The following is a 15,524-nucleotide window of genomic DNA, read 5'->3' as shown; positions in this document are numbered from 1 at the left end:
GCTCACCGTCCGGTACCGAGAAGGTCGAACACGATGCGGGCCTTGACGTCGCCGCGCAGCACATCCTCGATGGACTCGTTGACGGAGTCCAGCGGGCGGGTCTCGGAGATGACCTTGGTCTGTCCTGCGGCGTGCAGCTGGAAGACCTCGGCGAGGTCCTGCCGGGTGCCGACGATCGAGCCGATCACCGAGGTGCCGTTCAGGACGGTGTCGAATATCGGGACCTGGATCGTGCCGTGCGCGGGCAGGGCGACCATGACGAGCTTGCCGCCACGTCGCAGACCGGAGTTGACGGCGGCGAACGCGGTCTCGTTCACGGCCAGGGCGATCGCCGCGTGTGCGCCGCCGTGCCGCTTGAGAACCTCTCCTACGTCGTCCTTGCGGGCGTCGATGACGAGGTCGGCGCCGAGCGCGGTGGCGAGTTCCAGCTTCTCGTCGGTGACGTCGATCGCCGCGACCGTCGCCCCCGCGATCTTCGCGTACTGCACCGCCAGGTGTCCGAGCCCGCCGACCCCGGAGATCGCGACGAGCTGGGAGGGCCGCACGCCGGCCACCTTGAGGGCCTTGTAGGTCGTGACGCCCGCGCAGGTCAGCGGAGCCGCGTCGATCGCGCTGACGCCGTCGGGCACCGGCTGGGCGAAGTCGGCCCAGGCCAGCATCTTCTCGGCGTAGCCGCCGTCGCAGCCGTAGCCGGTGTTGATCTGCTGCTCGCACAGCGTCTCCCAGCCCGACAGGCAGTGCTCGCACCGGCCACAGGCCTTGCCGAGCCACGGCACGGCGACGCGCTGGCCGATGCTCAAGTGGGTGACGCCGTCGCCGAGCTTCTCCACGAGGCCGACGCCCTCGTGGCCGGGCACGAACGGCGGGTTCGGCCTGACGTGCCAGTCGCCGTGCGCGGCGTGGATGTCGGTGTGGCACAGCCCGGACGCCTCGACTCGAACGCGCACCTGCCCGGGGCCGGGCTCGGGGTCGGGACGCTCCTCTATCAAGAGTGGCTCACCGAACGCTCGTACAACGGCTGCCTTCATGACTACTGCTCCTCAGGCGGACGGGGGTGGGTCAGTCGTGTGCGACGACGGCCACGGGGGCGGTGGAGTGGTGCAGGACGCCGTGTGCGACGGGGCCGATGTGGGCACCGAGCGCACCGCGGCGGATTCGGCGGCCGATGACGACGAGAGACGCCTCCCGGGAGGCGTCCACCAGGTGGTCGGCGGCGCTGCCGACACGCGGCTCCAGGACGACCTCGGTGTCGGGGTGCTTCTGCCGCCAGGGGCGCAGGGCCTCGGTGAGGGAGTCGGTCTCCTCGCGGGAGAGTTCGTCGTGCAGGCCCGCGTCCAGCGCGAAGCCGTAGCCGTAGTACGGCGGAAGGTTCCAGCCGTAGACGACTCGCAGGCCGGTGCCGCGCCTGGCGGCCTCGGTGAAGGCGAACTCGATCACCCTGTCGGCAGGTGCGTCGGCGTCGAGGCCGAGGACCACGGGCCGGTTCGGGGCGGCGGACGCGGGGGGAGCCTGATCCTCGTCGGGAGCCCGTTCGTCGGCCCGGACCAGGACCACGGGCAGTTCGGCACGCGCTACGACGGAGAGACCGACGGAACCGACGAGGAAGCCGCCGACACCGCTCAGGCCGCGGGAGCCGAGGACCAGGAGTTCGGCGTCCTTCGCGGCCTTCACCAGGGCGTCCGAGGGCGCTCCGGACACTCGTTCCACGGTCACGTCCACGCCGGGGTGACGCCGGCGCAGATCCTCGCCCGCCTCACGCGGAATCCGCTCGCTCCACTGCTGCTGCGTCTCGGCGCCCATCAGCGGGGCCTGCGCCAACGGGTCCGGGGCGGGCACCCAGACATGGACGATCTTCAGCGGCAGACCACGCAGTTCCGCCTCGCGGGCCGCCCACTCGGCGGCGGCGCGGCTCTCTGGTGAACCATCGAGACCTGCGACAACACTGCGGACCATGGTTCGTCCTCCTCAACAGAATGTGGTTCCAGCTTCGTGGCGTAGGGGTTCCCGCAGCAGGGGCCGCAGGTCCCCGATAGGGACCGATCGGCCCAATGGGCGCCGGAGGGCAGGCCCCCTCGCGAGAGCCCGCCGTCTCCCCGTGGTCAGCGCAGCCAGGTGTGGTCGCGGACGACGGGCAGTGTGGCCCAGAGCTTGCCGAGACCCCAGGTGACACCGGCACCCGCCACCGCGAGAGCGATCAGAACGACCGCGTAGATCAGGTGGTAGTCCGCGAACGGGTTGGACGACATACTCAGCGTCCCGTCGGACAGATGCTTCGCAGGCGGCCACTCGGCCACCCACATCAACCCCATCATCGCCGTACCCGCGACCGCAGCCAGCCGCAGCGCGACACCGGCAAGCAGCGCAACACCCACACCCAGCAGACCCAGCATGAACAGCCAGTCCGCCCAGCCCGCACCGGCCCAGCCATGGAACGTCGACTCCATCGGACCAGCCGCCACCGAACTCAAAAAACCCTTCGTGGGCGAACCACCATCAACCCAGCCCTTACCGGACGGAGTCGCATAACCGAAACCGAACGTCTTGTCCAGAAATGCCCACAGGAAGACGAACCCAATGGCCAGACGCAGAGACGCGAACACATAAGCACGCCCCGTGGTCGTCGTCGTAGCAGCCGCCTGTTCCGTTCCGGTCCTGTGGAGGGACGGGAAGCGGAATCGCAGGTGGTGTTGGGGGTGGTTTTGGACTGCCATGATGCTCATCCCTTTCGAGGGAACGATGCTTGGGATTCGCCGACTCCCGTTTGCGCCCTCAATGTCTCGCGGTGGGCAGCGTCGCCGGAGGGGCTGCAGGTCCTTGGTCGAAGGCCCGAACGGCCCTGTCTGCCGGGTCACTTGGCGGTGGGCACCACCGCGACGGGGCAGTGGGAGCGGTGCAACAGGGTGTTCGCCACCGGACCCAGCCGCGGACCGAACCGATGGGTGCGGTGGTGCGCGCCGACGACCACGAGGGCGCAGTCGCGCGTGGCCTCCAGCAGGGCGTGCGCGGGCCCGGTGCGGACGGTACGGTTCTCGACCCGGACGACGGGGTGTCGCTCGCTCAGCCGGGCCAGGCTGAAGCGCGTGACGGAGTCCTCTGCCCGTCCCTGCTGGGCGAGTTGCTCCTGGCCCGGGCTCATCGCCGGGAGCAGTGAGGGCAGTTCGGGGGTGACGTGCCGGTGAGTCCAGGAGTGCAGGACGGACAGCGGAACACCACGGCGCTCGGCCTCCTGGAAGGCGTAGAGGGCCGCGTCCTCGTCGTCATCGCCCTCCAGGCCGAGCAGCACGGGCCCGCCGTCGTCGCACCGGTGGTCGCCGCGGACGACAAGCACCGGACCGCGCACCTGCGCGGCCAGGCGCAGGCTCACCGAGCCGAACAGCAGGCCGGCGATACCGCCCATGCCCCGGGTCCCCACGACGGTGAGGTCCGCGCCCTCGCTCTCCCGCACGAGGGTACGCACCGGGCCACCGACCGCACCCTTGGTCACCACCGACAGTTCGGGGTGACGTGCGGTGAGACGAGTGACCGCCGACGCCAGGACCGGCCCGGATTTATCGGTGTCGGGCACGGCATACACGACACGCAGTTCGACGCCCCGGCGCGCGGCTTCGTCCGCGGCCCAGTCCAGCGCCCTGACCGAGATCAAAGAACCGTCCACTCCGACGACCACATGATGGAAGGTCATGTCCCTTTTCCCTTCTGGCTGTTGGATGCTCACCGTGTTCGGCGGGAAGGGGCCGCCCATGCGCACAACGGCTCCGCCAGCGATGCTCGTCCTGCGCGGACGGACCGGTTCAGGGGCCACGGGAACCTGCCGACACGCCGTACGGCCCCTTCGCGTGGGGCCGTACGGTCCAGGTGTCGTCCTCTCGCGGACGAAGAGAGGGGGAGATCTGACGCACGTGGGCTCACCGACGGGGAAACCGATACCGGCGAGGGCAGAAGCGCCGCCCGGAATGTGGCCCAGCCCGAACGCCCATGGCGACCTACCCGTGTCACAGGAGACGACCGCATCTTCGGAGGCAGCGTCGGGCCCTAGGCACACCGCGTCTTGAGCGTCGGATTGCCCCAAGTGCCCGTCACCGGGGCAAAGGGCTCGTGGGTAAGCCTCCGGAGGATCGAGCGCCGGCCATCAGGCTGATCCAGTGAGATCCACCCCGTACATCGAACGCCCACGGACGAGTTCACGTCCCGTCACCCACTCGGGCTCTACGCGGACGAAGACCTCCTGGGGCGAGGGCACCCACGAGGACGGGCCGGTTCGGGTCAGGCGTTCGTGCTCGGCCGGGTCGGTCACCACGGTGGCCGACCCGGTGACGACGACGCTCCAGCCGGAGTGCGCGAGGGCATCGACCTCGTCGGCCTCGAAGGCGACCACCGAGCCGTCGATCGCGCGCACCAGCTCCGAGGCAGCGGAGGTGCACAGGAGCACCGCGCCGTCACGGTCCAGCGAGAAGTTCACGGGCAGCACGGCGGGCAGGGCCTGACGGGTGTGCACGATGCGGCCCACGGGTGCCTGGCCCAGGCGGCGCAGGCACTCGTGTCGTTCCAGTTCGCGAAATCCGTCGTTCGAATACATCAGCCAGTCCGCCTCCCGCCAGGTCTGTGTATGGCTGTCACTCCATGTTTCGCGCTGGAGGGTCAGCGGGCGAGGGGCCATCTGACCCGCTCGCGTCGGAGAACGTCCCCTGTCGCGTGGTGATACGGCGTCCGGTGAGGCTCAGCGCGTCGATGCGGACCCATTCCTCGCGCCCGCCACCGGCCCACGGCGTGCTGAACGCCTGTTCCGTCAGCCGTCGCACGTCGTCCACGTCGGTCACGGTCCGCGCCCGGCCGAGTGCCAGCACACTCCAGCCTTCCGCGAAGGCGTCGTCGATTCGGTCGATCTCGAAGGTCACCTGGCAGCCAGCCGCCCGGGACGGCATCGCGCCGGGAGCAGTCCGGTAGACGATCGCACCGTCGACCACGCTGTAGTTGACGGGGACGATGACGGGCCCCGAATCGGTGGTTACCGCGACCCTGCCCACCCCGTGCGTCGACAGCAGCTCGCGGCACTCCTGGACGGTCAGCTCGGTGAACACCGGCTCGGCGCCTGCCCGCCCCGCACCGGGCGTCTGGTCGCCGGTGCCTCCGGCGAGACCGGTCACGGTGGTCTGCAGGACCTCGGCGAGCCTGAGCAGAACACTGCGGCCGGGAGCGGCACCGGGAAACTCCTCCAGGTACTGGAGGTAACTCCCCGCTACGGCCGCCCGGTCGGCAGTCTCCTCCCGGGACAGACCAAGTGCCGTACGCCGTACGGCGATCCGACGTCCGAGGTCACCGGTGGGTGAGCCCTCTGTCACGCTCTTCGGGAACGGGTCAGACATGGCTGGTCACTTCCTTTCGTCCCGTCGCTCGGACGGCTACTTCCTCGTGGCGGACCCCGCCGAGCACCACCTTGAGGGCGCCGGTGTCGGCGGCTTTGGCGACGTGGCCGCCGGGCCGCACCAGGCGGGTGCACGGTTCGAAGGTCTCGGGCACGCCGACCGCCTCGATGACGACATCGGCGCCGAGTCTGTCGGTGAGGTCGGCGATCAGTTGCTCGGGTGTCTCGAGGGCGTCCACGACCGCGTCGGCCCCGAACCGCTTCGCCGCCTCCAGTCGAGCGGGGGCGAGGTCCATGGCGACGACGCGCTCGGGTGAGAACAGCCGGGCGGTGGCGAGCGCGGCCAGTCCGACCGGGCCCGCTCCGACGACCGCGACGGTGTCTCCGGGACGCGGCTGCCCGTTGAGCACGCCCACCTCGTACGCGGTGGGGAAGATGTCGGCCGGCAGAACGGCGTCTTTGGCCTCCAGTGCGCTGGGCAATGGGTGGACCGAGGGGTCGGCGTGCGGGACCCGCGCGTACTCGGCCTGCGTGCCGTCGGTGAGGTGGCCGAGGATCCAGCCCCCGCCGCCCCTGCACTGCCCGTATATGGCCTTGCGGCAGTAGACGCAGCGCCCGCAGGTGGTGCGGCACGCGACCAGGACCCGGTCCCCTGGCCGTACGGCGCGCATGTCGGAGCCCGCTTCCACAACCTCGCCGACAGCCTCGTGGCCGAGAACGGTGCCGGGGCGCACCTCAGGCACGTCGCCCTTGAGGATGTGCAGGTCGGTTCCGCAGATGGTGACGGCGTCGACGCGCACGATCACGTCGGTGGCGTCCTCGATGCCGGGATCAGGGACGGTGTCCCAGCAGAACTGTCCGGGGCCGTGGAAGACGAAGCCCTTCATGACGTACCTTCCCCATTCGGTCGACTACCCCCGTGTGTCCAGAGTGTCCGGGTCCGTCGGTCCTGGCTTGGGCCGGTCGGCCCTCATCGGCCGACCGGACGGGGTCGGTGCGTCCTGGCGCCCGGAAGGTGGGCCGAACGGCCCCGGGTCGAACAGTTGGGCGGGGCTGGTCGGCCCTTCCGAGCGGGACCGTTTGGCCAGTTGGCTCGCACCATGACCGAGATTCACACCACCGCCGCCCTGCACTCCTCGGAACGTGTGATCGCCGGGACGACCGTCGTGGCACTGTCCGGCGAGATCGACCTCCTCACGGCGCGGCCGCTGTCGGGCCGCCTGGACATACTGACCGCCGTCCCCTGCCCCGATCTCGTACTCGACCTGCGCTCCGTCTCGTTCCTCGACTGTTCCGGGCTGAGTGTGCTGTGCCGGGCACGGACCCGGACGGCGGACCGTGGCGGACGACTCCGGATCGTCACCCGGAGCACCCGTTTCCTGCAGATCCTGCGGCTCGTCCAACTCTGCGGGGTCTTCGAGATCCACGCCCAGCTGCCGAACGCCCTGGCCGCCAAGCCGGAGTCAGGCGACACCTCCGCCACAGCGGGCTGAACGGCCCACCCGGTGCCGGATTGAGTCCTGATGGGGCCCTTCACAGTCCCTGTTCGGTCCCAGCGATGCCGTGTTCCCGACTGACACCTTCGAAGGGACGATCACGACGAGGAGGTGCGGCCTCCTGGGCAGCAACAGACAGATGAAAGAACGGCTGTGGCGGCTGCGGAGCAACCGGTTGCGTCGGCGCGACGACATCGTCGAGGCCTGGATCGTCCTGGTCGTCTGAGTGTCGGTCCTGGTGGGCGGCGCACTGGCCAGCCTGGTGACCTGCCACGCCGTCGCCGATGTGTTCGCCGCGCAGCGCACCGCAGGCCATGCCGTGCAGGCCGTACTGGCAACTTCACCATCGAGCCTGCGAGTTCGAAGAAGTGCCACTCTCGCATCGGCCGTCCTGGGACTGATCGCCGCACTCGCATTGGCACGTATGGCGTCGGCACGGGGGCAGCCGCCCGGTACCGGCCGGACCGGCGCCGCAGCGACTTCTGGGGCCACGGAGTGGCAGCTTGTGGGGCCGAGTCGGGACCACAGGACCAGCTGATTCCCGACGGCGTCTCCGCGTACGTGTCACACGCATACGGATCGGTCGGCACCCACTCTTCGGCGGCACCCCCCTCCTTCTCGGTTACCGTGCGCCGAGTACAAGGAGGAGCGCGCGATGAACGCGGCGAGAGACGCAGCGGGCACGGGTGGGATGAAACGGCGTCTGGACCTGTCCGACGCCGCGGTGATCGGTCTGGGATCGATGATCGGAGCCGGGATCTTCGCGGCGCTCGGCCCTGCGGCCCACCGCCGGTTCCGGACTGCTGCTCGCGCTGGCCCTGGCCGCCGCCGTGGCCTACTGCAACGCGACGTCCTCAACACGTCTCGCCGCCCGCTACCCGCAGTCCGGCGGCATCTACGTCTACGGTCGTGAACGCCTGGGCGACTTCTGGGCCTACCTGGCGGGCTGGGCGTTCGTCGTCGGCAAGACGGCCTCCTGCGCGGCCATGGCCCTCACGGTGGGCGCCTACCTGTGGCCCAGCCAGTCTCACGCGGTGGCCGTGGCCGCCGTAGTGGCACTGACCGCTGTGAACTGCGCCGGGGTGCAGAAGTCCGCCCTGCTCACCCGCGCCGTCGTCACTGTGCCGGTCATGAAGCGTCGCTCGGCAGCCCGGGCGACTGGGCGATCTCTTGTTCGGCGGCTTCGATGATCGCCATGACGGCGGCGGCTGCCGTTGCGGGATCACGGGCCGCTACGGCGTCCACGACGGCTTGGTGAGCCGGCAACGAGGCTTCCACCGCACCAGGGGTCTGCGTGCTGAGAAGGAAACTGTGTTCCAGCGCGATGCCGACGGCGCGGCCCAGTGATCCGAGGAGACGGTTGCCGCCTGCGTCGAGCAGGGCCCGGTGGAAGGCGATGTCGGCCTCGATGTATCCGCTGCGGGCAGGATTCGCCGCCGCGGCCTCCATGGCTGCCAGGGCTTCGTAGAGGGCTCGTACCTCGTCGGGGCCGGCCCGTTCGGCGGCGAGCCGGGCCGCCTCGGGCTCGACGATCCGGCGTAGTTCGCTTGTGTCACGCAGCAGCGCCGTGGCGTCCTCGGCCTGTTTCCAGCGCAGTACGTCGGGGTCGAGGTGGTTCCAGTGCTCCGGGGGCCGCACGCGTGTGCCGGTGCGGGGGCGTACGTGCAGCATCCCCTTGGCGACCAGCGCCTTGACCGCCTCTCGCAACAGGCCGCGGCTGACGCCGATCTCGGCCGCGAGCGCGTCCTCCACCGGCAGCGGATCCCCCGGGTCCCACGCCCCGCCCACGATGCGCCGCCCGAGTTCGTCGACCACGCGCTGGTGCGCGGTCGGGAAGTGCGCCACGATCTCCGCTCGCCCCCTGGACGCCATTCATCGAATCATCTAATGATTGAGTTCCAGGGTAGGGCCTGCGGGTCCTCATCCGACACCGCTCCTACCCCCCATTACCTCTACCCCTACCGCGAAGCGGACGACGCGAGAGCCACGGGAGTACGTACATGACCGATGGTCAGAAGACGAGCCGCCGCAGCCAGGCCTGGTTCGGCGCGCGGGGCCGCAGCGGGATGGTGTACCGCTCCTGGATGCGCAGCCAGGGATTCGGACACGAGGTGTTCGACGGGCGTCCCGTCATCGGCATCGCGACCAGTGCCTCCGAACTCGCCCCGTGCAACGCGCATCTGACGCGCGTCGCGGAAGCCGTCAAGCGCGGCGTGTGGCAGGCGGGCGGCCTGCCGCTCCAGTTCCCCACCATGGCCACCGGCGAGACCCTGATGCGCCCCACGGCGATGCTGTACCGCAACCTGATGGCCATGGAGGTCGAGGAGCTGATCCGGGCCAATCCGCTCGACGGCGTGGTGCTGCTGTCCGGCTGCGACAAGACGACCCCCGCCATGCTCATGGGGGCCGCCAGCGTCGACCTGCCCGCCGTCATGGTCACCGGCGGGCCGATGCTCAACGGCAAGTACCGCGGCCAGGACGTGGGATCCGGTACGCAGGTGTGGAAGTTCGAGGAGGACCTGAAGACCGGCCGGATGACCGAGGAGGAGTGCTTCTTCGCGGAGGGGTGCATGGCCCGTTCCAACGGGCACTGCATGACGATGGGGACTGCCTCGACGATGGCCTGCCTGGCCGAGGCGCTCGGTATGCAGCTGCCGGGATCGGCGGCCTGGCCCGCGGTCGACTCCCGGCGGATGGAGGTCGCGCAGGCGGCGGGGCAGCGCATCGTCCGGATGGTGGAGGAGGAGCTGCGCCCCTCGCAGATCCTGACCCGGGAGGCGTTCGAGAACGCCGTCCGGGTCAACGCGGCGATCGGCGGCTCCACGAACGCCGTGATCCATCTCATCGCTCTCGCCGGACGCGTCGGTGTCGAGCTGAACCTGCGGGACTTCGACGAGCTGGTCCGCTCGGTGCCGACCCTGGTCAACCTGATGCCGAGCGGCACCTATCTTATGGAGGACTTCTGCTACGCGGGCGGCCTGCCCGCCGTCATGGCCGAGCTGCTCGGCGGCGAGCTGCTGCACGGCGGCCAGATCACGGTCACCGGGGGCACTATCGCCGAGAACGCCGCCACCGCCGAACGCGTCGACTCCGACGTCATCACCCGCCTCGACGCCCCCTTCCAGCCGGCCGGCACCGGAATCGCCGTACTGCACGGCAACCTGTGTCCCGACGGCGCTGTGCTCAAGCAGTCCGCCGCCTCACCGCACCTCCTCACCCACCGCGGCCCCGCGCGCGTCTTCGACTCCCCCGAGGCCTATCACGAGGTGGCCGACGACCCGGATCTCGACGTCGACGAGAACACCGTCATCGTCATCCGCAACGCGGGCCCCAAGGGCTACCCCGGCATGCCCGAGGTCGCCAACGTCCCGCTGCCCGGCAAGCTGTTGAAGGCCGGCGTCAAGGACATGGTGCGTGTCTGCGACGGCCGGATGAGCGGCACCGGCTACGGGACGGTGGTTCTGCATGTGGCGCCCGAGGCCGCCGTAGGCGGACCTCTCGCCCTGGTGCGCGACGGGGACCTCGTCGTCCTCGACGTCCCCAACCGGACCCTGCGCCTGGACGTCGACGACGCCGAGCTCGCGCGCCGTCGGCACGCCTGGAAAGCACCCGCCGAGCGGCACACCAGCGGCTACTCCTGGCTCTACACCCAGAACGTCGAACAGGCCGACCGGGGCGCCGACTTCGGTTTCCTGCGCGGAAGCCGTGGCCATGAGGTCCCTCGCGACTCCCACTGAGCCCGCCCGGGCGACCGTACCCCTTTGATCCAGGAGAGCATCGATCGTGGAATCGGCAGCCGTGCATCCTCGTCCGGTCCTCACATCCGGCTCCGTCCTGCCGGAGGACGCCGACCGGGCCGTGCTCGTCGCTCGCGTCCACGACCCGGAATGCGACGGACCGTGTGTGGCCGCGGTCCGCGGCGAGCAGGTCGTCGACCTGACAGCCGTGACACCCACCGTCTCCGATCTCATGGAGCGCGACGACGCGGCGGCAGTCGTCCGCGAGGCCGACGGCGGACACGTGTGGAGCCTGGACCAACTGCTTCAGGCTCCGCCCGGCCGCCGTGACGTTCCGCATCTGCTCGCCCCCATCGATCTTCAGGTCATCAAGGCCGCGGGGGTCACCTTCGCCCGCAGTCTGCTGGAACGCGTCATCGAGGAGCGCACGGGCGGCGATCCGGCGCAGGCCGCGCGGGTGCGGGCGCGCGTCGGGCAGGTGGTGGGTGGCACGCTCGCCGGCATCCGTCCCGGATCGCCCGAAGCGGACAGGGCCAAGGAACTGCTCGTCGCGGAGGGACTGTGGTCGCAGTACCTGGAGGTCGGGATCGGGCCTGACCCGGAGGTGTTCACCAAGGCCCCGGTGCTGTCCGCGGTCGGTACCGGCTCCGACGTCGGAGTGCTCGGCGCCTCGGTGTGGAACAACCCCGAGCCCGAGGTCGTCCTGGTCGTGGACTCTCGCGGCCGGATACGCGGCGCGACGCTGGGCAACGACGTCAACCTCCGCGACATCGAGGGACGCAGCGCCCTGTTGTTGTCGCGTGCGAAGGACAACAACGCCTCGTGCGCGATCGGCCCGTTCGTGCGCCTGCTCGACGAGGGGTTCGACCTCGACACCGTACGCGGGCTCGACATCGACCTGCGGATCGACGGCACGGACGGCTACGTACTGCACGGCAGCAGTTCCATGCGGGCGATCAGCCGCGACGTCCTGGACCTGGTGGCCGCGACACACGGTCCGCATCACCAATACCCGGACGGCTTCGTGCTGTTCACCGGAACGCTGTTCGCTCCCACCGAGGACCGAGGGGCGTCCGGCACGGGCTTCACCCACGAGTACGGCGACGTCGTGCGGATCTCCAGCCCACGGCTCGGGGCTCTGGTCAACACGGTCGTCCCGAGCGAGCAGGCCGCCCCGTGGACGTCCGGCGTAGGAGCGCTGATGCGCAACCTCGCACGGCGCGGCGTGCTCTGACCGGGCGAGGGCTTCTACGGCCGTCAGCGCGTCCTGGGGCCGTGTGCGCAGCGCCGCCGGTCCTGCGGCATGCGCTGCGCACACTCGTTCATGCCGGGGCGAGCGGCTCCTGTCCTACCGTGCTGTGCAGGCGCCGTGTGTGGTCCACGTGGCGTTCGGCTCCGGTCAGCGTGACTCTGGCCGTCAGGCGCGGGTCCGCGCTGGAGGCGGCCAGCCGCAGTTCCAGTTCTCCCGGTTCGACGACGCGCCGCCCGTCGCGTCCGGTGAAGGAGGCGAGATCGGCCGGGACCGTGACGTGGATGCGGCGGGCCTCGGCCGGCTCCAGTTCGACGCGGGTGTAGCCGACGAGACGCTGCACGGGCTGGACGACGGAGGCCACCGGGTCGTGCAGATAGAGCTGGACGACCTCGGTCCCGGACCGCTCCCCCGTGTTGCGGACAGTGAAGGCGAGGCCGAACTCCCCGTCCGTCGGGGCCTCTTGGGAGTCCACGGTCAGGTCAGTCCACTCGAACCGTGTATACGACAGGCCGTGCCCGAAGGCGAACGCGGGCGTCGGGTCGATGCTGGAGACCTCGTTGGCGTGAGCGAGCCGCGCTCCGAGGTACGTGGCCGGCTGGGAGCCGGCCCCGCGCGGCACGCTGACGGGGAGGCGTCCGGAGGGATTGGTACGGCCGCTGAGCACCCCCGCGATCGCGTGCGTCCCCTCCTCTCCCGGGAAGAAGGACTGCACGATCGCAGCGGACTCCTCCACGGCACGACCGAGGGCGTACGGCCGTCCCGCGAGCAGGACGGTGACCACGGGGGTCTCCACGTCCAGCAGGCTGTCGAGCAGTTGCTGTTGCACGCCGGGCAGCTCCAGCGTCTCCACATCGCAGCCTTCGCCACTGGTGCCCCGCCCGAAGAGCCCGGCACGGTCACCGAGCACCACGAGGGCAATGTCCGCCTCCCGTGCCGCCTCGACGGCCTCGCCGATGCCGGAGAGATCTCCGTCGTCGATCCCGGTGCCGCGGACGACCGTGATCTCGGCATCGGGGAACTCGGCGGCGAGGGTGTCGCGCAGCGTGGGCAGTTCGATGCCGAGTGGGGTGGCGGGGTGGCGGACACCGATGTGCTGGGGGAAGGAGTAGCAGCCCAGGACGGCGACGGGCTCGTCGGCGTTGGGGCCGAGCAGCGCAATGCGGCGCGGCCTTCCCAGCGGCAGGGTGCCGTCGTTGCTCAGCAGCACGACCGCTTTCTCGGCGATGGTGCGGGCCAGCGCGCGGTTCTCCGGGCCGTCCAGGTCGATGCGTCCGCGCAAGGCGGCCGGATCGGCCAGGTCCGCCCCATCGAGGGCGGTCGGCATGGGGTTCCAGTCCGGGTCGAGCAGGCCGAGCATCACCTTCTGGGTGAGTGTCCGACGCAGGGCGCGATCGATCAGTTCCTCCGGGACGCGGCCTTCGGCGAGGGCCTCGGAAAGGGGCGCGCCGTATGTCTTGACGTTGGGCAGTTCGACGTCGACGCCCGAACGCAGCGCTGTTCCGGCGGCGTCGGCCCAGTCGGCCGCGATGCCGTGCAGGGTCTTGAGGAAGGCGATGGCGAAGTAGTCGGCGACCACAGTGCCGTCGAAGCCCCATGTGTCGCGCAGCAGTCCGGTGAGCAGTTCCTCGTCGGCCGCGGAGGGCATGCCGTCGGTGTCGGTGTAGGCGGTCATCACCGACCGGACGCCGCCTTCACGGATCGCCATCTCGAAGGGAGGCAGCAGCACGTCGGCGCGCTCACGCGGCCCCATGGAGGTGGGGGCGAGGTTACGGCCGGCGCGCGAGGCGGAGTATCCGACGAAGTGTTTGAGGGTGGCGACGATCCCGGCTGACTCCAGGCCCTGCACGTATGCGGTTGCGATGGTGCCGACGAGGTACGGGTCCTCGCCGATGGTCTCCTCGACCCGGCCCCAGCGGGTGTCGCGCACCACGTCCAGGACGGGCGCGAGTCCTTGGTGGACGCCGACGGCGCGCATGTCCCGACCGATGGCGGCGGCCATGAGCCGTACCGTGTCCGGGTCGAAGGTGGCCCCCCAGGACAGCGGAACGGGGTAGGCCGTCGCCCCCCAGGCCGCGAATCCCGCCAGGCATTCGTCATGGGCGAGAGCAGGGATGCCGAATCGGTTGGTGGCGGCGATACGGGCCTGGGTGCGGGCCAGGGAGAGCGCGCCCAGGGCGGGGTCGACCGGGCCGGTGCCGAAGGGCCGGGTCAGCTGGCCCAGTCCGGCGGGCAGGAGTGCGTCGAGGTCGACGGCCTCCTCCATGTCGTGCTGATGGGGGGCGACTTCACCGCCCTGGTCCGAGGCGCCCACCCACACTCCGTACAGCTGGGCGGTCTTCTCCTGGAGGGTCATCGCGGCGATCAGGGCGTCGACTCGTGCGGCGACGGGGACGGTGGGGTCGTTCCAGAGTGAGATTCCGGGGATGTTGTCTACAGCCACGTTGGCGTTCACTTTCCTCCCACGTACGTCAGACCCTTGGACGGGCGTGACGGGCGAACGGGTAGACAGGACTCAGAGCGGGGCAGGTCGCGTCCGGGCTCCGGCATGGGCCCCGGGTCCACATGGCCCGCCGATCGCGGGACGGAACTGCCGCTGTTTCCAGGGTTGGTGTGATCCGCGCGAGCTGGTGGACGCGGTGCCGGCCGGGACCGGGAGGTGCGAACGAGCGCCGCGGAGGCCGGCTTGCCGCGTCTCACTTCGTCCTGCCGGTATCCGGTCCCGGAGTTCACCGGGTGTCCCGGACCACAGGCCGGCCGCCCGAGAGGGCGTCCGCGCCGGTCAACGGCTGAATCCCGCGCTCAGTCCGCTCAGCAGCTGGCGGCGGCCGAACGCGTACAGCACCAGGACGGGCAGGGTGGTGAGGACGACGGCGGCGAGAACGGCAGGGACGTTGACCCCGTACTGGCCCTGGAAGGTCCACAGCGCGAGCGGCAGCGTCCGGCGGTCAGGGCTCTGGGTGAGGATCAGCGGCAGCAGGAATCCGTTCCAGATGGTCAGCGAGTTGAAGATGGTCACGGTGAGGATGGCCGGACGGGTCAGCGGTGCCGCCAGCCGCCACAGCGTCGTCCACTCGGTGGCACCGTCGACCTTCATCGAGTCGAACAGCTCTTTGGGGACGTCGCGGATGAAGTTGGTGAGCACCAGCACGGACAGCGGGATCGCGAAGGCGATCGACGGGAGGATCAGTGCCAGGAGATTGTCGTAGAGGTGCATCTTGATGATGATCAGGTAGACCGGGATCACCGTCGCCTGTAGCGGGATGGCCAGGCCCATGAGAAACAGTCCGTTCATCGCGCGAAGGACACGCATGCGCCAGCCGCGAACGATCGCGTAGGCGGCCATGAAGGAGACCACGACCGCCGGCACCACGGCACCGGCGGTGACGACGACGCTGTTGAGGAAGTAGCGGAGGAAGTCGGACTCGATGACGAACCGGTAGTTGGCCAACGTCGGATCGCTCGGAGGCACCAGCGGATTGGTCGCGTAGTAGCCGCTCTTGGCCTTGAAGCTGGTGATGAGGGTCCAGTAGAGGGGCACGGCGACGACGACGAGCCACAGCCATCCGGCCAGGCCGCCGGCCCAGTTGCGGCGTCGGGCCGTCCCACGCGGGCGGCGCTGCCGCTCGCGGTGGGTGACCTCCTGGGGTTGTCGCGGCTCGGTCAGGGTGGTGGTCACG

General features: G+C 70.1%; 14 protein-coding genes and 1 pseudogene. 5 read left to right on the top strand and 10 right to left on the bottom strand.

Going from position 1 to position 15,524, the window contains the following annotated elements; genetic code table 11:
* Positions 1-2: 2 nt before the first annotated feature.
* The 7 genes from ACIRB1_RS41090 to ACIRB1_RS41060 form a co-directional block, all read right to left on the bottom strand.
* Positions 3-1,028, bottom strand: a complete 1,026-nt coding sequence (locus ACIRB1_RS41090; protein WP_403469129.1) for a zinc-dependent alcohol dehydrogenase — start codon at positions 1,026-1,028, stop codon at positions 3-5.
* 31 nt (positions 1,029-1,059) lie between these two features.
* Complete coding sequence (locus ACIRB1_RS41085) at positions 1,060-1,953, bottom strand: universal stress protein (protein ID WP_403469127.1); 894 nt, start codon at positions 1,951-1,953, stop codon at positions 1,060-1,062.
* A gap of 146 nt (positions 1,954-2,099) precedes the next feature.
* Complete coding sequence (locus ACIRB1_RS41080; RefSeq protein WP_403469180.1) at positions 2,100-2,711, bottom strand: hypothetical protein; 612 nt, start codon at positions 2,709-2,711, stop codon at positions 2,100-2,102.
* A 137-nt stretch (positions 2,712-2,848) separates the two neighbouring features.
* Complete coding sequence (locus tag ACIRB1_RS41075) at positions 2,849-3,682, bottom strand: universal stress protein (RefSeq protein ID WP_403469126.1); 834 nt, start codon at positions 3,680-3,682, stop codon at positions 2,849-2,851.
* Between the two features lie 447 nt (positions 3,683-4,129).
* Positions 4,130-4,576 (bottom strand): pyridoxamine 5'-phosphate oxidase family protein, encoded by a 447-nt coding sequence (locus ACIRB1_RS41070; RefSeq protein WP_403469125.1) that lies wholly within the window; start codon positions 4,574-4,576, stop codon positions 4,130-4,132.
* Positions 4,577-4,613: 37 nt separating this feature from the next.
* Positions 4,614-5,363, bottom strand: a complete 750-nt coding sequence (locus tag ACIRB1_RS41065) for a helix-turn-helix domain-containing protein (RefSeq protein WP_403469124.1) — start codon at positions 5,361-5,363, stop codon at positions 4,614-4,616.
* Entirely contained in the window at positions 5,356-6,249 is an 894-nt protein-coding gene (locus ACIRB1_RS41060) for an alcohol dehydrogenase catalytic domain-containing protein (protein WP_403469123.1), read from the bottom strand. The genes ACIRB1_RS41065 and ACIRB1_RS41060 overlap by 8 nt, the downstream gene beginning before the upstream one ends.
* Before the next feature lie 213 nt (positions 6,250-6,462).
* Between ACIRB1_RS41060 and ACIRB1_RS41055 the strand changes: the two genes are divergently transcribed.
* The 3 genes and pseudogenes from ACIRB1_RS41055 to ACIRB1_RS41045 all read left to right on the top strand — a co-directional run.
* Positions 6,463-6,855: an STAS domain-containing protein gene (locus tag ACIRB1_RS41055; protein WP_403469122.1), complete on the top strand. Its 393-nt coding sequence runs from the start codon at positions 6,463-6,465 to the stop codon at positions 6,853-6,855.
* 70 nt (positions 6,856-6,925) lie between these two features.
* On the top strand, positions 6,926-7,084 hold the full coding sequence (locus ACIRB1_RS41050; RefSeq protein ID WP_403469121.1) for a hypothetical protein: 159 nt from the start codon (positions 6,926-6,928) through the stop codon (positions 7,082-7,084).
* A gap of 429 nt (positions 7,085-7,513) precedes the next feature.
* Positions 7,514-7,982 (top strand): annotated as a pseudogene (locus tag ACIRB1_RS41045) (amino acid permease); the annotation flags it as partial.
* Between the two features lie 4 nt (positions 7,983-7,986).
* On the opposite strand, the gene ACIRB1_RS41040 reads toward ACIRB1_RS41045, so the two are convergent.
* Positions 7,987-8,730, bottom strand: a complete 744-nt coding sequence (locus ACIRB1_RS41040) for a FadR/GntR family transcriptional regulator (protein WP_403469120.1) — start codon at positions 8,728-8,730, stop codon at positions 7,987-7,989.
* Between the two features lie 128 nt (positions 8,731-8,858).
* Between ACIRB1_RS41040 and ACIRB1_RS41035 the strand changes: the two genes are divergently transcribed.
* Both ACIRB1_RS41035 and ACIRB1_RS41030 read left to right on the top strand, forming a co-directional pair.
* Positions 8,859-10,595 (top strand): IlvD/Edd family dehydratase, encoded by a 1,737-nt coding sequence (locus ACIRB1_RS41035; protein WP_403469119.1) that lies wholly within the window; start codon positions 8,859-8,861, stop codon positions 10,593-10,595.
* 46 nt (positions 10,596-10,641) lie between these two features.
* Positions 10,642-11,829, top strand: a complete 1,188-nt coding sequence (locus ACIRB1_RS41030; protein WP_403469118.1) for a fumarylacetoacetate hydrolase family protein — start codon at positions 10,642-10,644, stop codon at positions 11,827-11,829.
* A gap of 88 nt (positions 11,830-11,917) precedes the next feature.
* On the opposite strand, the gene ACIRB1_RS41025 is transcribed toward ACIRB1_RS41030, so the two are convergent.
* Positions 11,918-14,299 (bottom strand): glycoside hydrolase family 3 N-terminal domain-containing protein, encoded by a 2,382-nt coding sequence (locus tag ACIRB1_RS41025; protein ID WP_403469117.1) that lies wholly within the window; start codon positions 14,297-14,299, stop codon positions 11,918-11,920.
* Positions 14,300-14,626: 327 nt separating this feature from the next.
* Entirely contained in the window at positions 14,627-15,523 is an 897-nt protein-coding gene (locus ACIRB1_RS41020) for a carbohydrate ABC transporter permease (protein ID WP_403469116.1), read from the bottom strand.
* Between the last annotated feature and the right edge of the window lies 1 nt (position 15,524).

Origin of the sequence: Streptomyces sp. NPDC096013 (genome assembly GCF_044763565.1) — a bacterium.
Classification (GTDB): domain Bacteria; phylum Actinomycetota; class Actinomycetes; order Streptomycetales; family Streptomycetaceae; genus Streptomyces.
The sequence above is the reverse complement of the archived record's forward strand: the minus strand, read 5'-3'. Positions and strand labels throughout refer to the sequence as shown.